Source organism: Chitinophaga sp. 01L420 (assembly GCF_056399985.1).
Genome location: NZ_JBFTSK010000041.1, coordinates 43,632 through 59,889, shown reverse-complemented (window position 1 = coordinate 59,889; position 16,258 = coordinate 43,632). Strand labels below are relative to the sequence as shown.

At 44.8% G+C, this 16,258-nt stretch carries 13 protein-coding genes; 1 reads left to right on the top strand and 12 read right to left on the bottom strand.

Annotated features, from left to right (window positions below; genetic code table 11):
• Nucleotides 1-13: 13 nt before the first annotated feature.
• The 3 genes from AC1DP6_RS28560 to AC1DP6_RS28550 are packed head-to-tail and all read right to left on the bottom strand — an operon-like array spanning nucleotide 14 to nucleotide 4,425.
• Nucleotides 14-2,413 carry a TonB-dependent receptor gene (locus AC1DP6_RS28560; protein ID WP_477057924.1) on the bottom strand — a complete coding sequence of 800 codons (2,400 nt, stop codon included), beginning with the start codon at nucleotides 2,411-2,413 and terminating at the stop codon, nucleotides 14-16.
• A gap of 57 nt (nucleotides 2,414-2,470) precedes the next feature.
• Nucleotides 2,471-3,754, bottom strand: a complete 1,284-nt coding sequence (locus AC1DP6_RS28555) for a sensor histidine kinase (RefSeq protein ID WP_477057923.1) — start codon at nucleotides 3,752-3,754, stop codon at nucleotides 2,471-2,473.
• Complete coding sequence (locus AC1DP6_RS28550; RefSeq protein WP_477057922.1) at nucleotides 3,751-4,425, bottom strand: response regulator transcription factor; 675 nt, start codon at nucleotides 4,423-4,425, stop codon at nucleotides 3,751-3,753. The genes AC1DP6_RS28555 and AC1DP6_RS28550 overlap by 4 nt, the downstream gene beginning before the upstream one ends.
• Before the next feature lie 106 nt (nucleotides 4,426-4,531).
• Here AC1DP6_RS28550 and AC1DP6_RS28545 point away from each other — a divergent pair, with 106 nt between their 5' ends.
• Nucleotides 4,532-4,957 (top strand): PepSY-like domain-containing protein, encoded by a 426-nt coding sequence (locus AC1DP6_RS28545; RefSeq protein WP_477057921.1) that lies wholly within the window; start codon nucleotides 4,532-4,534, stop codon nucleotides 4,955-4,957.
• A gap of 82 nt (nucleotides 4,958-5,039) precedes the next feature.
• Here the strand turns inward: AC1DP6_RS28545 and AC1DP6_RS28540 are convergent, their stop codons facing one another.
• From AC1DP6_RS28540 to AC1DP6_RS28500, 9 genes are all read right to left on the bottom strand, one after another.
• The gene (locus AC1DP6_RS28540; RefSeq protein WP_477057920.1) at nucleotides 5,040-5,207 is read right to left on the bottom strand and encodes a hypothetical protein; all 168 of its coding nucleotides are present in this window, start codon (nucleotides 5,205-5,207) and stop codon (nucleotides 5,040-5,042) included.
• A gap of 8 nt (nucleotides 5,208-5,215) precedes the next feature.
• Nucleotides 5,216-6,553 carry a c-type cytochrome gene (locus AC1DP6_RS28535; RefSeq protein ID WP_477057919.1) on the bottom strand — a complete coding sequence of 446 codons (1,338 nt, stop codon included), beginning with the start codon at nucleotides 6,551-6,553 and terminating at the stop codon, nucleotides 5,216-5,218.
• A gap of 18 nt (nucleotides 6,554-6,571) precedes the next feature.
• The gene (locus AC1DP6_RS28530; protein WP_477057918.1) at nucleotides 6,572-8,032 is read right to left on the bottom strand and encodes a c-type cytochrome; all 1,461 of its coding nucleotides are present in this window, start codon (nucleotides 8,030-8,032) and stop codon (nucleotides 6,572-6,574) included.
• Between the two features lie 200 nt (nucleotides 8,033-8,232).
• Entirely contained in the window at nucleotides 8,233-8,571 is a 339-nt protein-coding gene (locus AC1DP6_RS28525) for a hypothetical protein (protein WP_477057917.1), read from the bottom strand.
• Between the two features lie 32 nt (nucleotides 8,572-8,603).
• Nucleotides 8,604-9,230 (bottom strand): SCO family protein, encoded by a 627-nt coding sequence (locus AC1DP6_RS28520; protein ID WP_477057916.1) that lies wholly within the window; start codon nucleotides 9,228-9,230, stop codon nucleotides 8,604-8,606.
• Entirely contained in the window at nucleotides 9,227-9,520 is a 294-nt protein-coding gene (locus tag AC1DP6_RS28515) for a YHS domain-containing protein (protein WP_477057915.1), read from the bottom strand. Before AC1DP6_RS28515 ends, AC1DP6_RS28520 begins: the two co-directional genes overlap by 4 nt.
• A 92-nt stretch (nucleotides 9,521-9,612) precedes the next feature.
• Entirely contained in the window at nucleotides 9,613-10,494 is an 882-nt protein-coding gene (locus tag AC1DP6_RS28510) for a class I SAM-dependent methyltransferase (RefSeq protein ID WP_477057914.1), read from the bottom strand.
• 277 nt (nucleotides 10,495-10,771) lie between these two features.
• The gene (locus AC1DP6_RS28505) at nucleotides 10,772-12,370 is read right to left on the bottom strand and encodes a SusD/RagB family nutrient-binding outer membrane lipoprotein (RefSeq protein WP_477057913.1); all 1,599 of its coding nucleotides are present in this window, start codon (nucleotides 12,368-12,370) and stop codon (nucleotides 10,772-10,774) included.
• Between the two features lie 37 nt (nucleotides 12,371-12,407).
• Nucleotides 12,408-16,139 (bottom strand): SusC/RagA family TonB-linked outer membrane protein, encoded by a 3,732-nt coding sequence (locus AC1DP6_RS28500; RefSeq protein ID WP_477057912.1) that lies wholly within the window; start codon nucleotides 16,137-16,139, stop codon nucleotides 12,408-12,410.
• Between the last annotated feature and the right edge of the window lie 119 nt (nucleotides 16,140-16,258).

Genomic DNA, 16,258 nt, shown 5'->3' with positions numbered 1-16,258 from the left:
CTCAACCGATAACTCAGAACTTGTAATTATAACCAATTCTTATCACCTGAGTTTCCGCGTAATCCGTACTGGTATAGCGGAAGCCTTTGCCTGTTATATCTCTTTTGATACGCAGGGTATTCGCAATGTCTGTCGCATTCACAAAAAATTCATTTCTGCCTTTTGTCTTTTTTATACCTGCATCAATAGAAAATCGGGCATATATTTTCCCCTGCGGGATGATGTCCGGCGCCAGGTAAATGGCCGTTAGCTGGACTTCTGTTTGCCGCGGTAATTGAAAACTACCATTGAATTTTACATTACCGGAAAACATTTCTTCCCTGGGAGCGGCGTAGGTCGTTGCTACCGGGTATTTATTAATCACCGTGAAAGCGTCGATGATATTCTGATAGCCATTCAGATTGAGGTTAAGCGTAGCCCAGGGAGCTACCTTTTGTGAGAGACTGACTTCTATCCCTGTATTATAACTTTTGCCTGCATTCTGAAATACATTATAAATCAGGTTACTACCCTCAACGATGCTGCCGATACGGGTAATGGTAGCATTCATTCTTTTATGATAGAATGCCGGGTATAGAAAACCGTTATGCCAGGTAGTTTTATAACCTATCTCAAAAGTATTGGTAAACTGTGGTCGCAGCTCCGGGTTACCGACTTTTATGATTTCTGCATCATCATACTTGGGGAAGATGCGGATATCCACTTCATTCGGGCGGTCTACACGCCGGTTATAGAAGAAAGAGAGCCGATGCTGATCGCTGAGGCGGTAAGATAAGCGGAGGTTAGGAAACGGCTGTATATAGTGATAACCATCGCTTTTATAAGTATTGTGTCCCGGATTTACGTCATAACGGAGATCTACATACTCTACCCGCATCCCTGCTTCTATTTCCAACTGTTTATTTTCAAAAACAAACATACCATATGCGGCTGGTATCCATTCCCTATATGTAGCCCAGCCCCCGGCGGTGGTGTCCAAAGGTGAGTTCAACCCGGGCTTGAACTGCATGTTGGTTGGAATATTCCGGTGCCGCAACTTAATACCGCCCTCAAACCGGCCGTATTTCAGGGGATGAATGTAATCTGCATTCAGGTCCGTTACATGTTCATCAGAAAGCAGCTTGAAGGAGTCGAGCCCTGTATAGGTGGGCAGTATGTTTGTAAAAAAATATTTTTCATCTTCCCGATGAAAAGTGTAGTTCAGTTGTACCTGCAGCGTACGACCAGGCTGCTTAAACTGATGCTGCCAGCCGGCGGAGAAGGTGGCTGTTGTTTTTAACTCATCTTCCAGGAACTGCCACAAGCGTTTTCTTTCTTTCAGATCTGTGGTAAAGAAAGGTTCATCACCGCGGTCCAGTATTTTTTCACTGCTGAACAGGCCTGATAATGTAAAGGTGTTTTTATTATCCGGTTGCCAGTCCATGCCCGCTTTTCCGGTAACTATATTGGTGGTGCGGTTTCTCTTTACCTGTTGTATGATCTCCTCTCCGTGATCATAAATACGTTCTGTAAACTCATTTTTATTGAGCGTTTGTGTATAAAGATTATCGCCCTGAAAAAACAGGTTTACTTTATTTTTTCGGTAGTTCAGCAGCAACGAAGGATTTATTTTGGGGGTTAGCTTATACTGTGGCCGTATTTCCGGCAGATTCCCTTTTCTTTCCCATAGCGCACCAAGTCCTGCTGTCAGTCCTGCTTTACCATTAAAGCCTTCCTTTTTTTCCTTTTTATAGATGATGTTAATAATACCGGCATTCCCGTTGGCGTCGTACCTGGCAGAGGGATTATTGATGATTTCAATTTTTTCGATAGCAGAAGCCGGAATGTTGTCCAGGCTGGATTGACCGCCTATACCGGTGAGCGCTGTTTGTTTTCCGTCTACCAAAATCATTACTTTATCACTGCCTCTCAGCAGCACTTTACCATCCTGACTTGTAACCCCCGGCAGGTTTTTCATGGCATCCAGTGCAGAGCCGCCGGCCTGGCTGATATTGGCAGCTAACGAAAAAGTTTTCTTATCCATTTTACCCGTAACAGCCTCCTGTTTACCAGTAATCGTGACTTCGCTGATCGTTACGGGAGCTGGTTCCAGTGCAATATGGCCCAGGTCCAGGAAAGTACTTAGCTGTCCTACCAGTAAGGGTTCCCATTTAGGGAGATATCCCATGTAAGAAAATTTCAGCAGATACTGACCGCTACCGATAGCGGCTATACTAAAACCACCTGTTTCGCCGGTGATAGTACCGGTTACAAAGGTGCTGTCGGCGGCCTTATAGAGTGTTACATTTACGAATGGGAGTGCTTCTTTTTTGCCGGCATCTTTCAGGGTACCGGAAACCGTTGCCGTATTTTTCTGCGCCTGGGCAACGAGTGATAGCAATCCGTATATCAACAAAAAGGTAAATCGTTTCATCCACAGTAGATTTTATTCCACCACAAAATTGATATACGATTTGGAAGGAATTTGGAATTATGCCCAGCGAATACTGAAAATATGTGTATTATTTTCGAAACGATACCTTTCCTGCCATCCATATACACTGCATATCTGGCGTATAATGGCCAAACCAAGACCTGTACCTGTTGTATTGGGTGACGGCATCCCAAAACGTCTGAAAAGTAATTTTTCATCGAGAGCAGCAGTACCAGTATTAGCCACTTCCAGCATATGCCCGGTCAGCCATATCGTTATTGTATCTGTTGTATTGCTGTAACGAATGGCATTCATCAGCAGATTCGTGAGTAATATCTCCACCAACGCCTTATTACCGGTTAACATAACACCCGGGGTAATATGGGTGACCACAGACAGCTGCTTGTCGGCCAGGAAGTCTTCCAGTTGACCGATATAGTTTATGGTCAACTCAGACAGGTCCATGGTACTCGTTTCGGGAAACTGACTGTTCTCAATCCTGCTCAGCAACAACAGATTTTTGTTGATCCGTGTTACCTTAGCCAGTGCCTGATGTGCCTGGTCGATGAGCTCAGATTGTTCGTCTGTCAGCGTTTTATCCTGGTACAGCAGGTCCAGCTTAAATTTTATGATAGACAAAGGTGTTTGCAACTCATGGGAAGCATTCTGTGTAAACTCCTTCTGTTGCTTATAAATCGCGATGTTACCAGCAATCAGTTTGTCCAGATGATAATTCAGTGTTTCAAATTCTTCGATCCCGGTTTTATCAAACCGTATCTGGTGCGACTGGTGCAGATCAAAGGCCCCTATCTGCTGCAGACTATCATAAAAAGGCGCCCATAACTTCTTCGAGATGCTGCGGTTGATGAAAATAAAACCACCCAGCAGGATCAGAAAAAAAGCACCTGTAATCACCCCTATCGCTACAATTGTTTCGTGGGATTCTTCCATATTGGTTTCCAACGCAAGCCGGAAAGGACGCCCATTGATACTGAAATAGGTGATCAGCCCCTGGAACCGGTCCCATCCCTTGGCAGGGATGTATTTATTTTTGCGGTAAATATTGTAGGTAGAATCTGGCTGTAAAGCCATGGCAGGCCGCAATTGGGTTTCTGGTCTTAACTTGTTCCATAGCCGCACACTTTCTGCCAATTCTGTATCAGAAAGAGACAATGATTGCAGATTTTGCTTAATACTTTCACTGACTATCAGGTTATGTTCCTTCAGTTCATGTTCCCAGATAAAATCAACAATACCATAATAAGCAGGGACACTGCATGCCAGCACAATACCTGCATACAGCACAAATGCTTTCATGGATCTGTTCAGGAGCTTACTCATATTTCCCATTTATAGCCCGTGGCGTACACTGTTTTCAGATAACTGCCGCTACCGGCTTCGCTCAGTTTTCTTTTCAGGTTTTTGATATGTGCATATACAAAACTATGGTTATCGAGCATATCGGCCATATCTCCTGACAGGTGCTCTGCTAAAGCATTTTTAGAAATCACCCTGTTTTTATTTCCAATAAAATAAACGAGCAGGTCAAATTCTTTCCGGGTTAATAATACGGCAACATCCTGAACATGTACTGTTTTAGCCAGCAGATCTATCAGCAGCTCTCCCTGCTGTATTATATTGCTATTGCTGAACTTCCTTCTCCGGATAACAGAATAGATGCGGGCGGCCAGCTCCGGAAGGTGAAAGGGTTTGGCCAGGTAGTCATCAGCACCGGTTTGCAGCCCTTTTATCTTATCGTCAATAGAATCTTTAGCAGAAATAATGATGATCCCTTCATGTTTATTTTGTTGCTTCATTTCTTCCAGCAACTGAATACCATCTCCACCCGGCAGCATCAGGTCGAGTAGGATACATTCATATTCATACAAATGAATTTTACTCAATGCCTCCTCGTAGCTGGCAGCGTGCTCACACACATAACTTTCTCCCGACAAATAACGGATAATACTTTGGGCCAACTGCAACTCGTCTTCTATGATGAGTACTTTCATGAAGCAAAAGTAACAGTGAATTTTGATTTCTTTTTGAATTCGACCCACAAATGTACTACAGAAGTGAAACAGAATTGTGATCTACATTTATCTGAAACAACAAAACATGAAAAACTATTTAATCCTGGGATGCCTGTTATGTAGCATGGCAGCTTCCGCACAGAAAATTGACCAATCAAAGGTGCCAGGACCCGTAAAAGCCGCTCTGGCTAAAAGTTTCCCCACTGCCGGCAGCGTGAAATGGGAGCTGGAGAAAAGTAATTATGAAGCAGGTTTTAAAGATAAAAATATGCATATATCTGCCTTATATGATGCAAAAGGCAACTGGTTGGAAACAGAAACCGGCATTACCCTGGCCCAATTGCCTGAAGAAGCGACTGCCTACGTAACAGCTCATTACAAGGGCGCTAAAATTAAGGAAGCCGCCAAAATCCAGAAAGCCAACGGAGATATCAACTATGAAGCCGAAGTGAACGGCCGCGATGTTATATTCGACAGTAAGGGAGGTTTTTTAAAAGAAGAAAAAGAATAGTTCATTGCCTGCAATTGTTACCAAATGCTTCAGCAATATGCTGAAGCATTTCCGTCTGGTTGCTGGCTCCTGGCCTTACACCTCAATACAATCCCTTTACAAATTGATATTCCTCCTCTGCGGCGCCCTTTTCCTTCATGAGCGCCGTTTGTTTTGATAACAACTGTATCGAGGTGCTGATCAGTATCAGGAGTCGCAGGATGCAAAAAAGCAACAGGATGATGGCAATAAAAAATGTAGTCGTCCACATATAAAAAGCTATTTAGTAGAAAGAATATATTTAGATAATTCGTTGAGATCTGCTGCCGACAGCTGAGGAAATCCCGGCATCTGCGGGTATCCGGCTCTTTTCTTGCCGGGGGCCCTGATCCAGTTTTTAAGTCCATCGGTATTATGTTGGTAGATGCTTACCATTTCTGTCATAGGCGGACCTATTAATTTTTCATGAGGCCGGTGGCATGCGCTGCAGTTGGCCTGAAAGATGGCGGCTCCTTTTGCGGTTTCACCCGGCGCGGCATCAGGTGCTGGCGACGCTTCTTCTTCCACCGGATGCTGTCTTGCTTCGGCAGACAGTTTTTCAAATGCCGCAGTTTTCGCCGCCATCATCTTTTTATGGGGAGCCAGAGCATTGGCGCGGTATACATGCCTCCCGCTACCCATCAGTAACACCGTGATAGTCATGGTCACTGCTACTTTCCCAAAATGCTGACTGATCTGCTCCGGAGGCCCGGTGATACCTTTCCACATCCAGTACATAGCTGGCAAAGCCATTGCAGCGCCGGCAAAGATGACCAGCAACAGCTGCCAGTTCACCCCTTTGGCGGGAAGCGTGATGAGTACAATGGGCCCTATCATAAACTGAAACAGGGAAAATGCGAATGTCAGGGAATAGGCTTTCCGCTTGATATCATAACGGGTAAGCCTGTTGAAAACACGTTCAAAAGGATATTTTCTTCTCCCGAAATACCAAAATAAAAACAATCCTGTAACGGCCATAGAGGCACATAGAAAGTGCAGGTAACGGGGAAAAACATTAGGCAATGTTAATGCACTGACAAATCCACGGATGGTACCCCATTTTTCCGGAAACAACATCAGGTTGATGTTGGTCAGAAAGATGAGCGGGATAAATAAAAACAGCAACACTGCTGCTGCGATAATAGCAATATGCAATGGCTTGTTATGCTCCAGTTTATGCCAGGTATATTTATGCAGATAGGTCAGCAGAAATGCAAAGGTAACCAGTGGAATAATGGAGATCCACATCATCCCTGTCAGTGCATTGGCAGAATAAAAATAAATAGTATAAAGCGTGTTGATACTGAGTAGCGGTGCTACACCCAGTACCACCGCCAGACTTTTATTCACGGTAATGGTCCTGGCTATTTCATACGCCAGGGTATCGTATTCTTTGTCTTTCAGTCCTTTGATTTGTGCCCACAGTGTAAGCACAGATCCTCCCAGCATCAGGTTTACGAACACAATATGTGCGAGAAAAGAAAGTACCAGCAGCACCACCAATAACCATTCAGGTAAAGGTAAATCCAGCGGAATATCCCTGGGCACGGGTGTATTGGTCAATAAGCAATAGGTCATGTCATCAAATTTTAGTCGTTACTTCTTTTTTTCTTCTTCCTTTATCAACTCTTCTGCAGCGGATACATCATTTAGCGGGTTCACTATTACGCCTTCCGTTTGTGCCCCCTCCAATGATTCTCCGCTTAGCTGCAGATGCCGTATGTAGACAGCCAATGCATGTAATTCCTTTTTATTTCCCGGAAAGGGCGGCATATATGTTCTGCCATTATGCATATTGGGAATATAGGCTTCCATGTCATTTTCAGACAGCGGCTTACCTGCGCCGTATACCCGTTCAAATACAGTTACAATGGAGTTAATCCCGTTGGTGGTATGGCAGCGGCTACAGGATAACATAAATACATCTTTGCCCGCAGTCAATTGATTGCTGGCCGTTATTGCTGCAGTGGTGGCATAGGTAGCATACTTCAATATTCCATCTCTTTTATATAGGGGATAGTCTTCTTCCCTCAATAAATTAGAATACATGTAGCCGCCGATCACATATGGCTTCCTGATAAATTCTCTTACGCGTTCAAATATGCCCAGGAAGCCGAAAGCTGCCAGACATGGCAACAATACAAATGCAAAACGAATAGTACGTGGTCGCAACAATGCCCAGATACTAATCAATACCAACAGAGATAGCGCGGCTGGAATAATATAGCGCAGCAGCTCATAGTATTGTGCAAACTCCATGGTACCTACGGCAGTACTCATATTTAAACGCATCGCTTCCGGCATCACGTTGTAGTAAATACAGGAAGCGGCAAGCGCAATAGGCGCCCAGGCCAATATCCAGCGGGCAGCATACTTCAGGGCCACACTTCTTTCTATGGTTCCTTTCTTTGCAAAAATGGTAGTCAGCAACATGCCGAATATCCCACCCAATATCATGGCAGCGGGTGTTCTGAAGAAAAGCTGCGGCAGGTATATGGGATTCGTAAACCCATTCAGCAAACTATGGTGCTGATTCCAGTTGCCCGGGTCCATCATGAAACCAAGTATAGATACTATTATGACCATCGTAATCCAGGAGAACAACGACAGGAACCATCCAAACCTGATATGACGCAGTTTTGCCCGAAGGTTGGTATTCGCATGCTTCCAGGTGAGGAAATAGATCATAATCAATACCACCTCTGTTACGAACGTAAGCCACTCCACAAACCAGGCAAAATAGAATACCCGGATCAGGCTTCCGATAGAAGCAGGACTGATCAGCGCGGCCGCAAACCAAATCCCCACGCCGGTCATGGCGCCAATGGTAGTGGTGATAATAAATGCTACCATCATTTTTTTGTACACCATCGCATCCCATTCCGGGTGCGTGATTTGTGAAGGTCCCGCCATATTAACGCCCTTCTGTTCCAGCCAGGTGATGTAAGGAATAAATCCCACCGCTAATCCATGATTAATGAAAACATGTACAATGGCAATCATAGCGATGAGGAACCGGTCATTGAGCCAGTCGAGGTGAAACATTGGAAAATCCATGTTATAATGTTTTTGACACTTTTAGTAAAACAGCGCTGTGATTTACAACAGCTTTAAAAGCAGTAGTATCAGGCAGCATAATAAAAGGCCTACCGATACTCTGTTTAAGAGAATGATCGTATTCATACCGTTATTTTTGGGCAATAGTAATCCAGGGAAGATGACAGATCTTCCGTAATAAATGTGTAATGCAGGAATAATTACACAGCAGGAGCTGGCGGTCTGAATACTTGTGTGAGTAGCTGGCGGGGAAAATGCGGTGAGCGATAATCACCAAATGTAATAAGGCTTTCGGAGGATAGCTGTTTTGCCGGTGTCCGTTCATATGGCTGGCAAAACAAAGTAATTTCCTTATACCGGATGCTGCTGGTATTTCCCTGCTGCTGGCTGTTTTCCTTCATTTTTTGTTCCAGGAAGCAGGCACCTTTACATACCGGGATGAGATCGAAACGGTTAATACAAAGCGTGGACGCAATGTAATTCCTGTTCAGGTAAAACGCTGCCACAATAAAGCAGTTACCTGTGCTTTGTAAAAGCATGATGCACAAGAGCCATATGGTCAGTGCTCTTTTCAATTTTCTTTTAGTAAGATGTGAATATCGTTTATCAGCCGGTTGCCTTCCTTTGGATCTGTACCATTATATACCCCGCGTATATGCCGGTTTTTATCTACCAGCACCAGGCCTCCACTATGCACGTAGCCACCGGGAGCGCTACTATCTTTATAAGCAGTGGAGAAATATCCTTTCTCCGCCAGGTGGTAAATGCTATCCTGGTGGCCGGTAACAAAGCGCCACTTAGGGCTACTTACTTCCAGGCTGCCGGCATATGCTTTTAACCGGGGAATAGAATCATCTTCCGGATCAATGGTGTGCGAGAGGAAAAGTACACGATCCTCCGTTTTAAAGGCATTGTATACGTGCTTCATTTCCGCAGTAATCTTAGGACATATATTAGGACAGGAAAGAAAAATGAAGTCGGCCACATAGATCTTACCGGCAAATGCCGTTTCGCTCACGGTCAGACTATCCTGATCTTTAAACGAAAAAGGAGGAATGGCCGGGTAAATGGTGTCGTATACCGTTGTTCCATGCTGCTGATGCGATGTCACAGCAGGTTCGCCCAGTATCGGGAGCTGCTTCACCGCTTGCTTACATCCGGATGCCAGTATCAGGGCGATAACAATGCACTGTTTCATTTCATAACGAGTGTATAGCCGTCTGGTTTCAGCAGGAAGCTATCTTTACAGGAAGAGGAGCAAAATCCGAGAACAGCACCTTTATAATGTGCGGTATCGTATATGCCTGCCCGTATGGGCATTCTGCATACCGGATCCCGTTTGTTGGCCACCAATGCGGTATCATATTCTACTTCCTCCGGCGTCATGGCTGTCATGGAATCTTTTGCAGACGCCTGTTTAACGGGACTGCCATTTCCGGCACATGCTGCCAGTACCGTCAGGATCAATAATCCAGTATAAATTTTCATGCTGCTTTTTCTTTAAAGTCAGCAGCAAAATTAGGTATTAAATGAGGAGGAGGAATTAACGGAACGGGACAATTGTTTAGAAAAAAGGTACATTAAAAACTACTGAAAATATGCAGTCTGTATATATTACTTTGTCCGGGAGCGGCACCATGCAGCCAGCTTTGTACAGCCACCCGGGCAGTGCAGGGGCCATAGGTAATGATTTTTATTTTTCGTTGTAACGACTCCCGTCTCAGCATGTCCAGTACGGTGTCCAGGATTTCTCCTTTAAAGGGGGTAAACATAAAAAATACGGTACCTTCGGAATAATCTGCCTGTCGTGCATCTACATTGATAAATGTTACGTCCGATAAGTCAAGTGCCGCCGCACAATCCCGCGCATAATCACAAAAGGCAGGCTCAAATTCCAAACCTTTGGCCGTGATGCCAGCCAGCAAATTTACCAGGATGGCTACCTGTCCAAGCCCCGCGCCTATATCAAAGAAAACATCGTCTTTCCGGAAATCTGATTTCTCTACCAGTTCAAAAATAATCCGGGCGGGCGTTTTCTGATAATAGACCATTTCCGGTTCCAGATCTTTTGTCTGCTCCGGCATGGTTTCAAAGAGCGACAGCCCATTGATAAATACATCGAGGTTATCATAACCAATTTCTTCCTGATCCACTGCTGCATTAAAATCAACGTACTGCTTAATCAGCTTTTTAAAAGCTGTTCCAGTACATCCTTTTAACCGGATAGCTGACTGAATGCTTTGAAACAGTTTCCGGTCTGTTGCTTCCAGTACGGACACTATTTCTTCCGCACGCTGCCGGAGTTGCAGCAGTTTATCCGGTGAAGACGATTCCTGCAAGAATTCATCTATCTGATCTATTAACTGAAATCCGAGGAAATCAATGGCTTCGCTACGTTTTTCAAAATTTCTTTCTTCATAGAGGGAAGCATCTTTCTCAATTGCTTCGATATATGATTGCATTTTAAAGACGATCATCTTTGTATAGCTTATTTTTAACGGTCAGCATATGGTACGTAAAAATCCACCTGCTGCCCTTCGCTCCTACCGGGAATTTACACATTATTACATTCCCTCCTTCCTCTGCTGATAATTTCCATTGCAGTAGCAAAGGAATCAGAGCGGGAAATAGCAAATTAAATAAATTACCGCTATGCTGCTACGATGTAAACGGCATAAAAAAAACAGCCCGGAGAGATGATCTTCTCCGGGGCTGTTACACTCGACATCATTCACTATGCTATTTCATCCACCAAACCTTTACGGTAGTGGAGTTACCACCCATCCGATCAGACTGGGCTTTATAATTTACAGTATTGTCAATCGATTCCTGCTGTGGATATTGCAACCTGTTAAAGTTTGCATAGGTAGCCGGGTTGCCATCACGAGGCGTGCGACCGGTCCTTCTCCATAAATTATAGGCCAGCCATGGCTGGCGGAAAAAAGACAACCATTCCTGTGCATAGATTTTATCCAGCTTCTGATCATCAGTGCCGGTGAAGGCCACTTTGGGATTGGCCAGAAATGTGGCCATCTGTGCCGCAGTAGGACTGGCGGGAGCTACAGCCGACCAGTTATCATTTGTAACATTGGTATTGTGCGCAATGTAATACCAGAAGTTCACTGCAGACGTAATACCAGCGGTATACTCTGTTCCGGCAGTCACCATATTTTTAGCTACTCCCAGGCCACGAGCCAATGCTTCGGCTTTAAGGAAATGTACTTCAGCAGCCGTCATAAATAATTCAGGCTGATAATAAATATCTCTTACTATCAGGTAATTGAAGGGAGAGAATACGCAATTATCTTTATTGCTGAAAGTAGCATCTCTTTTATCCTGGTAAGGATTGGTATTATCACTGGCAGTACTTCCCGGCTGTAATGGCGCCCATTTGCCTGCCTGGTTGGTTTCAAAGAACAGCGCTACCCTTGGATCAAAGATCTGTGAAGCAGCAGTGCCATCGGACATCATATTCCAGCAGGTAGTGCTTAAGCGGACAAATTTATGAGAGGTGAAAGACCAGAAGCGGCTATCGTTCAACACATAATTCAATTTTGTCGGCCACATACCTGCGTCATCTCCTTCCCCGATCAGCGGAACACCGCTCAAAGCATACTGCAGATAAGGAGTAGCAGTGGCGGCGTCTTTCTCCACTATCTGCATGGCGTAGCGCAGCAGTAAAGAATTGCCAAACTTCTGCCACATGGCGATGTTACTGTTAAACAATGTTTCGGAAGAACCAAGTGTCACATAAGGTTTACCTCCCGGCGTGCTGGCAGCAGTGGTAAGATGTTGGGAAGCCCATTTAAGCTGTGTTAACACACTTTTATAGATGCTTTCCTGGGAATCATATGCCGGCCGGAAATTAGCGACGTCATTGGCATAAGCGCGGCCTGCCTTGGAATAAGGTATATCCCCGAACTGATCAGTAATACGCAGTGTTTTATACGCCCGTAAAATGTAAGTGATTCCCTGCACATTATCCATTTCTGCTTTGTCTCCTGTATAAGCATCTATTTTATCCTGGATCTGATTCAGGTTTTGTAGCGCGGCATAATAGTCTGTCCATATATCCAATGCGCCATTCTGCACCAGGTAACCGGAATTACCACTGATCGTTGCCAACTGGGTAACCGGATAATAATATTCATTATGAATGGCCGCTTGTTCCTGGCCTTTCAGGAACAAGGTACTGATCACTCCATTTACCAGTGGCGGGATAGTGGTGGTAGTAGGCAATCCCGGGGTGGTATTGATATCCTGAAAATCCTTGGTACAGGCGCCGAACGTGATGGAAATACCGGCTATATAGAAAAATATTTTATTTGCTTTGTTCATGTTTGCACGTTTTAATCGGTGAGTAGATCTGTTTCCTTTAGAAAGAAACTCTTACCTGGAAACCTAATGAGCGGAAACTAGGCATAGACATAAACTCCAGCCCCTGCGCATTTCCTGCACCATTTACGCCTTCCGGGTTGATGTGATCCGGCAAAGAAGTATAGAGGTAAAAAAGATCCCTTCCAACGAGCGACAATGATGCTGCCTGGAAAACTTTTGTCTTCCGGATAAAACTTTGCGGCACCTGGTAGCTAACTGATATTTCTCTCATCTTTACCCACGTGTTTTCGAGAACGGAATTTCTGTTGATCCAGTCACTTCCCTTCACGCCAGATCCAAGGTCTGTACTGCTCCATACGCCGTAAGGCATATATTTATAATAGTAATGCACTACATTATCATTTACCTTTCCATCAGGAAATACGCCTGGCAATACCACGCCCCAGTTGGTTTTGGTACCATCAGGTGTAGTATAGGCCAAACCGCCGCCATCTCTTTCTTTCAGCGTTTCCCTTGCCTGTCCCTGCTGCATAATAGTAGCATAAGTACCCGACCAGATGTCACCACCTATTTTTGCATCAATCAATGTGCTCACAGAAATTCCTTTAAAGCTGAAGGTATTGGTGATGCCACCGGTTAATTTAGGGGTAGCATTTCCCAAAGGCACTAAACCATCTGTAGCCTGGTACATGGTTCCATTCATTTCCGGTTTGCCATATGGATTCTGGACCATCAAAGGCAGGTGTGTTTTCGGATCGTATACATAATCATATCCGTATATTGTACCGTACTGATCTCCTACCCTTGCTGAAATAACAGGGCCGTGTGCGCCACCATCGCCCCAGGCACTGGCCATATCTACGCGTTCTGTTCCGTCAGATAAAGACAGCAGTTTGTTGTTGCTATGCGCCAGGTTGAGGGATACATCCCAGCCAAAATTTTTCTGGTCAATTACTTTCGCACGCAGTATTAATTCTATACCTGAATTTTCCAGTACACCGGTATTTACCACAATGCGGCTCACACCTGAGCTGAGGGGCAGCGGAGAGCCGAGTATCTGGTTCCTCGATTTTCCTTTATAATACCTGAAGTCTGCGTTCAGGCGGTTATTGAGAAAACCTAACACTACTCCAAAATCTGTAGTGGTGTTGATAGCAGGTTTAAAATTAAGTGCCGGCAATGTGTTCGGCAACATGGTAGCTGCCTGACCTGCGAATGTTAAGCTGGAATAGTTATAATTGATCTGGAAAGGCAATGGATCGGTGGCTGCCTGTGCCCAGGCAACTCTTATCTTACCAAAGCTCAGGATGGAAGGATCTATTTTGAAGGCATCGGAAAATACAAAGCTGCCCGCAAAGGAAGGGAAGAAATAAGACCACTGATTTTTAGGTAAGGCAGAGGACCAGTCGTTACGACCGGTGATATCCAGGTAAAGGAAATCCTTGTATGACAGGTTAATAAAACTGTATACAGAATTCATGCGTTTATGTAACTGGCTTTCTGTTACCGGATGCGGATTGCCAAGATAAGTGCCGCTATTCAGGGAATATACATTAGGCAGCGCCCAGGTATCATTGTAGCTAAACATGCCATACATTTCACGCTGGTACACGGTTCCTCCCACGGAAAACTTAGCATTGATGGCGCCGCCCAGCATTTTGTCTTTATGCAGCGTACCGATGAAATCCATATTGGACGCATTATCCCGCTCGGTACCATGTCCATAATATCCTTTAATACCTAGCACATCGGTGGGTGTATTCTTCGTAGTCATTTCGTTGGTGTTGTTATCAATTCCACCGCGGAAGATGAAATTCAGAAAATCAGTGGCTTCATAATTCAACTGAACACCTGCCAATAATTTTCGTCTGTTCTGATTGGTGTTATTTTCATAGATATTCCATACTGTAGCGCCGCCATTTCCTACCCAGGGAAAATTCGTCAACGTATTCTGGGAACCATCTTCATTTTTATAGATACCAATATCCTCGCCACCGTAGTTTCTACCAGCATTGTATACCAGTCGCTTCATCCAGGAGTTACCATCATCATTACCCAATTGCGGAGGGTTATGATACTGATTAACAATGTAGGAAGTTGTTAACTGTACACTGACTCTTTTGGTCAGCTTCATGTTAGCCCCCAGGTTGAAAGTATTACGGTAGTAGCCACTGTTGGGCAGTACCGCGGTATTATCCAGGCGGGAAAAGGAGGCTCTGATAGATCCCCAGTCGTTTCCACCTGCCAGTGATACATTATGGGATGACTGTATTCCATTGCGGAACAGTAACTTGATATTATCAGGTTGCGGCAAATCGGCCTTTTGTGTACCATCCCACCAGGTAATCATTTTACCGTCCATTTTAGGTCCCCAGGAAACGCCGGAGCCGGGCCATCCTACCTGGTTGTAAGTATTTACGCCGTATGGACCGGATCCTGTTTTAGGATCCACGTACATGCCGTTCCAGTTTTCTGTTAACTTAGGCTTACCGCTGGCATCTGTTAAGTATTGTGGTGCGTTCAGCGAAACCATGCCGCCTGCTCCATACTCATTCTGCAATTCGAGGTAACGGTATGGATCAATACTTTTAAATCCATAGGTATAATCCACGCCTAATCCACTGCGCTGAGCACCCTTCTTAGTGGTGATCAGGATCACCCCATTAGCACCTTTGCCACCATACAAAGCCGCAGCGGTGGGTCCTTTCAGCACGCTGATCGTTTCAATGTCTTCCGGGTTAATCATATTTATAGGGCTACCAAAGTCTTTCGGAGAACTGGTGTTGCTGGCATCTGCATTATTCCCCGCGTACATGGCACTACCTGTGGGCGACTTACGTACGTCGTAAGGCTGCGCCAGGTCATTAGCCATAGGCATACCATCCACGATGATTAAAGGCTGGTTATCGCCCTGTATGGTGTTATTACCGCCAATGACAATACGTGTGGTACCACCGTCTACGCCATTTGGATTGGTTACATTCACACCGGCCATTTTACCGGCCAATGCATTCACCACATTAGGCGCATTGGATCTCGCCACTTCTCCTCCTTTTACTTCTTCCTGTGAATAGCCCAGCGTTCGTACGCTTCTCTTGATACCCAGTGCAGTGACGGCTACCGCATCCAGTGAGGTAGCGGAGGTAGCCAGTACCACATTCACCACGGCGTCGGCGCCGATGGTGACGCGTTGCTGTGCAAAACCGATGGAAGAAAAAATGAGCACATCTCCTTGTTTCGCTTCCAGCTCAAAATGACCATTTATATTTGTTACAGTACCCCGGTTAGTACCTGCTACCATTACATTCACACCAGGCAATGCCTCTCCGGTATTGGACTTTACGATCCCGCTGATCTTCTGAAAAAGTACATTCAACCCTTCTATATTCATAGCGGCCTCATTACTTTGGGCTTTCTTCAAAACAATCTGTTCATTGATCACTTCAAAAGTGATGTGGAAGGGGCTGAATAAACGCTGCAATACATCACCCAGTTGCTCCTCGCGGGCAGTCACTGCAATTCGTTGCTTCGCCGGTAAAGTGCTGCTGCTGTAGGTAAAGTTTACAGCTGTCTTTTCAGTGATGGTCTTAAGAATACTACGCAGATCACTGGGCGGCATGTTTAATGACACCTTTTTGCTCAACACCTCTTGTCCGTGTGCATTTTTAGCAAACGAGCAGGTGATCAGGCAAAACAAAAGACCTATTTGTAGTAGTGCAACCCTCATAAAAAATATGACAGTCCGGTTGGAGTTTGCAAATTTGTGCATAACTTCAAGTGTTTTGTTGTGATTAATAAAATGATTAGTACGACAATCCGTTTCCTGTACCAGTTGTCCAGACCTTACAGGAAAAAATTACAGGGTGACGATGTTAGCGCATCGTCACT

Excerpts from the sequence above, each read along its gene's own strand:
- AC1DP6_RS28560 (WP_477057924.1), bottom strand. The coding sequence starts at position 2,413 with ATGAAACGATTTACCTTTTTGTTGATATACGGATTGCTATCACTCGTT.
- AC1DP6_RS28555 (WP_477057923.1), bottom strand. The coding sequence starts at position 3,754 with ATGAGTAAGCTCCTGAACAGATCCATGAAAGCATTTGTGCTGTATGCA.
- AC1DP6_RS28550 (WP_477057922.1), bottom strand. The coding sequence starts at position 4,425 with ATGAAAGTACTCATCATAGAAGACGAGTTGCAGTTGGCCCAAAGTATT.
- AC1DP6_RS28545 (WP_477057921.1), top strand. The coding sequence starts at position 4,532 with ATGAAAAACTATTTAATCCTGGGATGCCTGTTATGTAGCATGGCAGCT.
- AC1DP6_RS28540 (WP_477057920.1), bottom strand. The coding sequence starts at position 5,207 with ATGTGGACGACTACATTTTTTATTGCCATCATCCTGTTGCTTTTTTGC.
- AC1DP6_RS28535 (WP_477057919.1), bottom strand. The coding sequence starts at position 6,553 with ATGACCTATTGCTTATTGACCAATACACCCGTGCCCAGGGATATTCCG.
- AC1DP6_RS28530 (WP_477057918.1), bottom strand. The coding sequence starts at position 8,032 with ATGGATTTTCCAATGTTTCACCTCGACTGGCTCAATGACCGGTTCCTC.
- AC1DP6_RS28525 (WP_477057917.1), bottom strand. The coding sequence starts at position 8,571 with ATGCTTTTACAAAGCACAGGTAACTGCTTTATTGTGGCAGCGTTTTAC.
- AC1DP6_RS28520 (WP_477057916.1), bottom strand. The coding sequence starts at position 9,230 with ATGAAACAGTGCATTGTTATCGCCCTGATACTGGCATCCGGATGTAAG.
- AC1DP6_RS28515 (WP_477057915.1), bottom strand. The coding sequence starts at position 9,520 with ATGAAAATTTATACTGGATTATTGATCCTGACGGTACTGGCAGCATGT.
- AC1DP6_RS28510 (WP_477057914.1), bottom strand. The coding sequence starts at position 10,494 with ATGCAATCATATATCGAAGCAATTGAGAAAGATGCTTCCCTCTATGAA.
- AC1DP6_RS28505 (WP_477057913.1), bottom strand. The coding sequence starts at position 12,370 with ATGAACAAAGCAAATAAAATATTTTTCTATATAGCCGGTATTTCCATC.
- AC1DP6_RS28500 (WP_477057912.1), bottom strand. The coding sequence starts at position 16,139 with ATGCACAAATTTGCAAACTCCAACCGGACTGTCATATTTTTTATGAGG.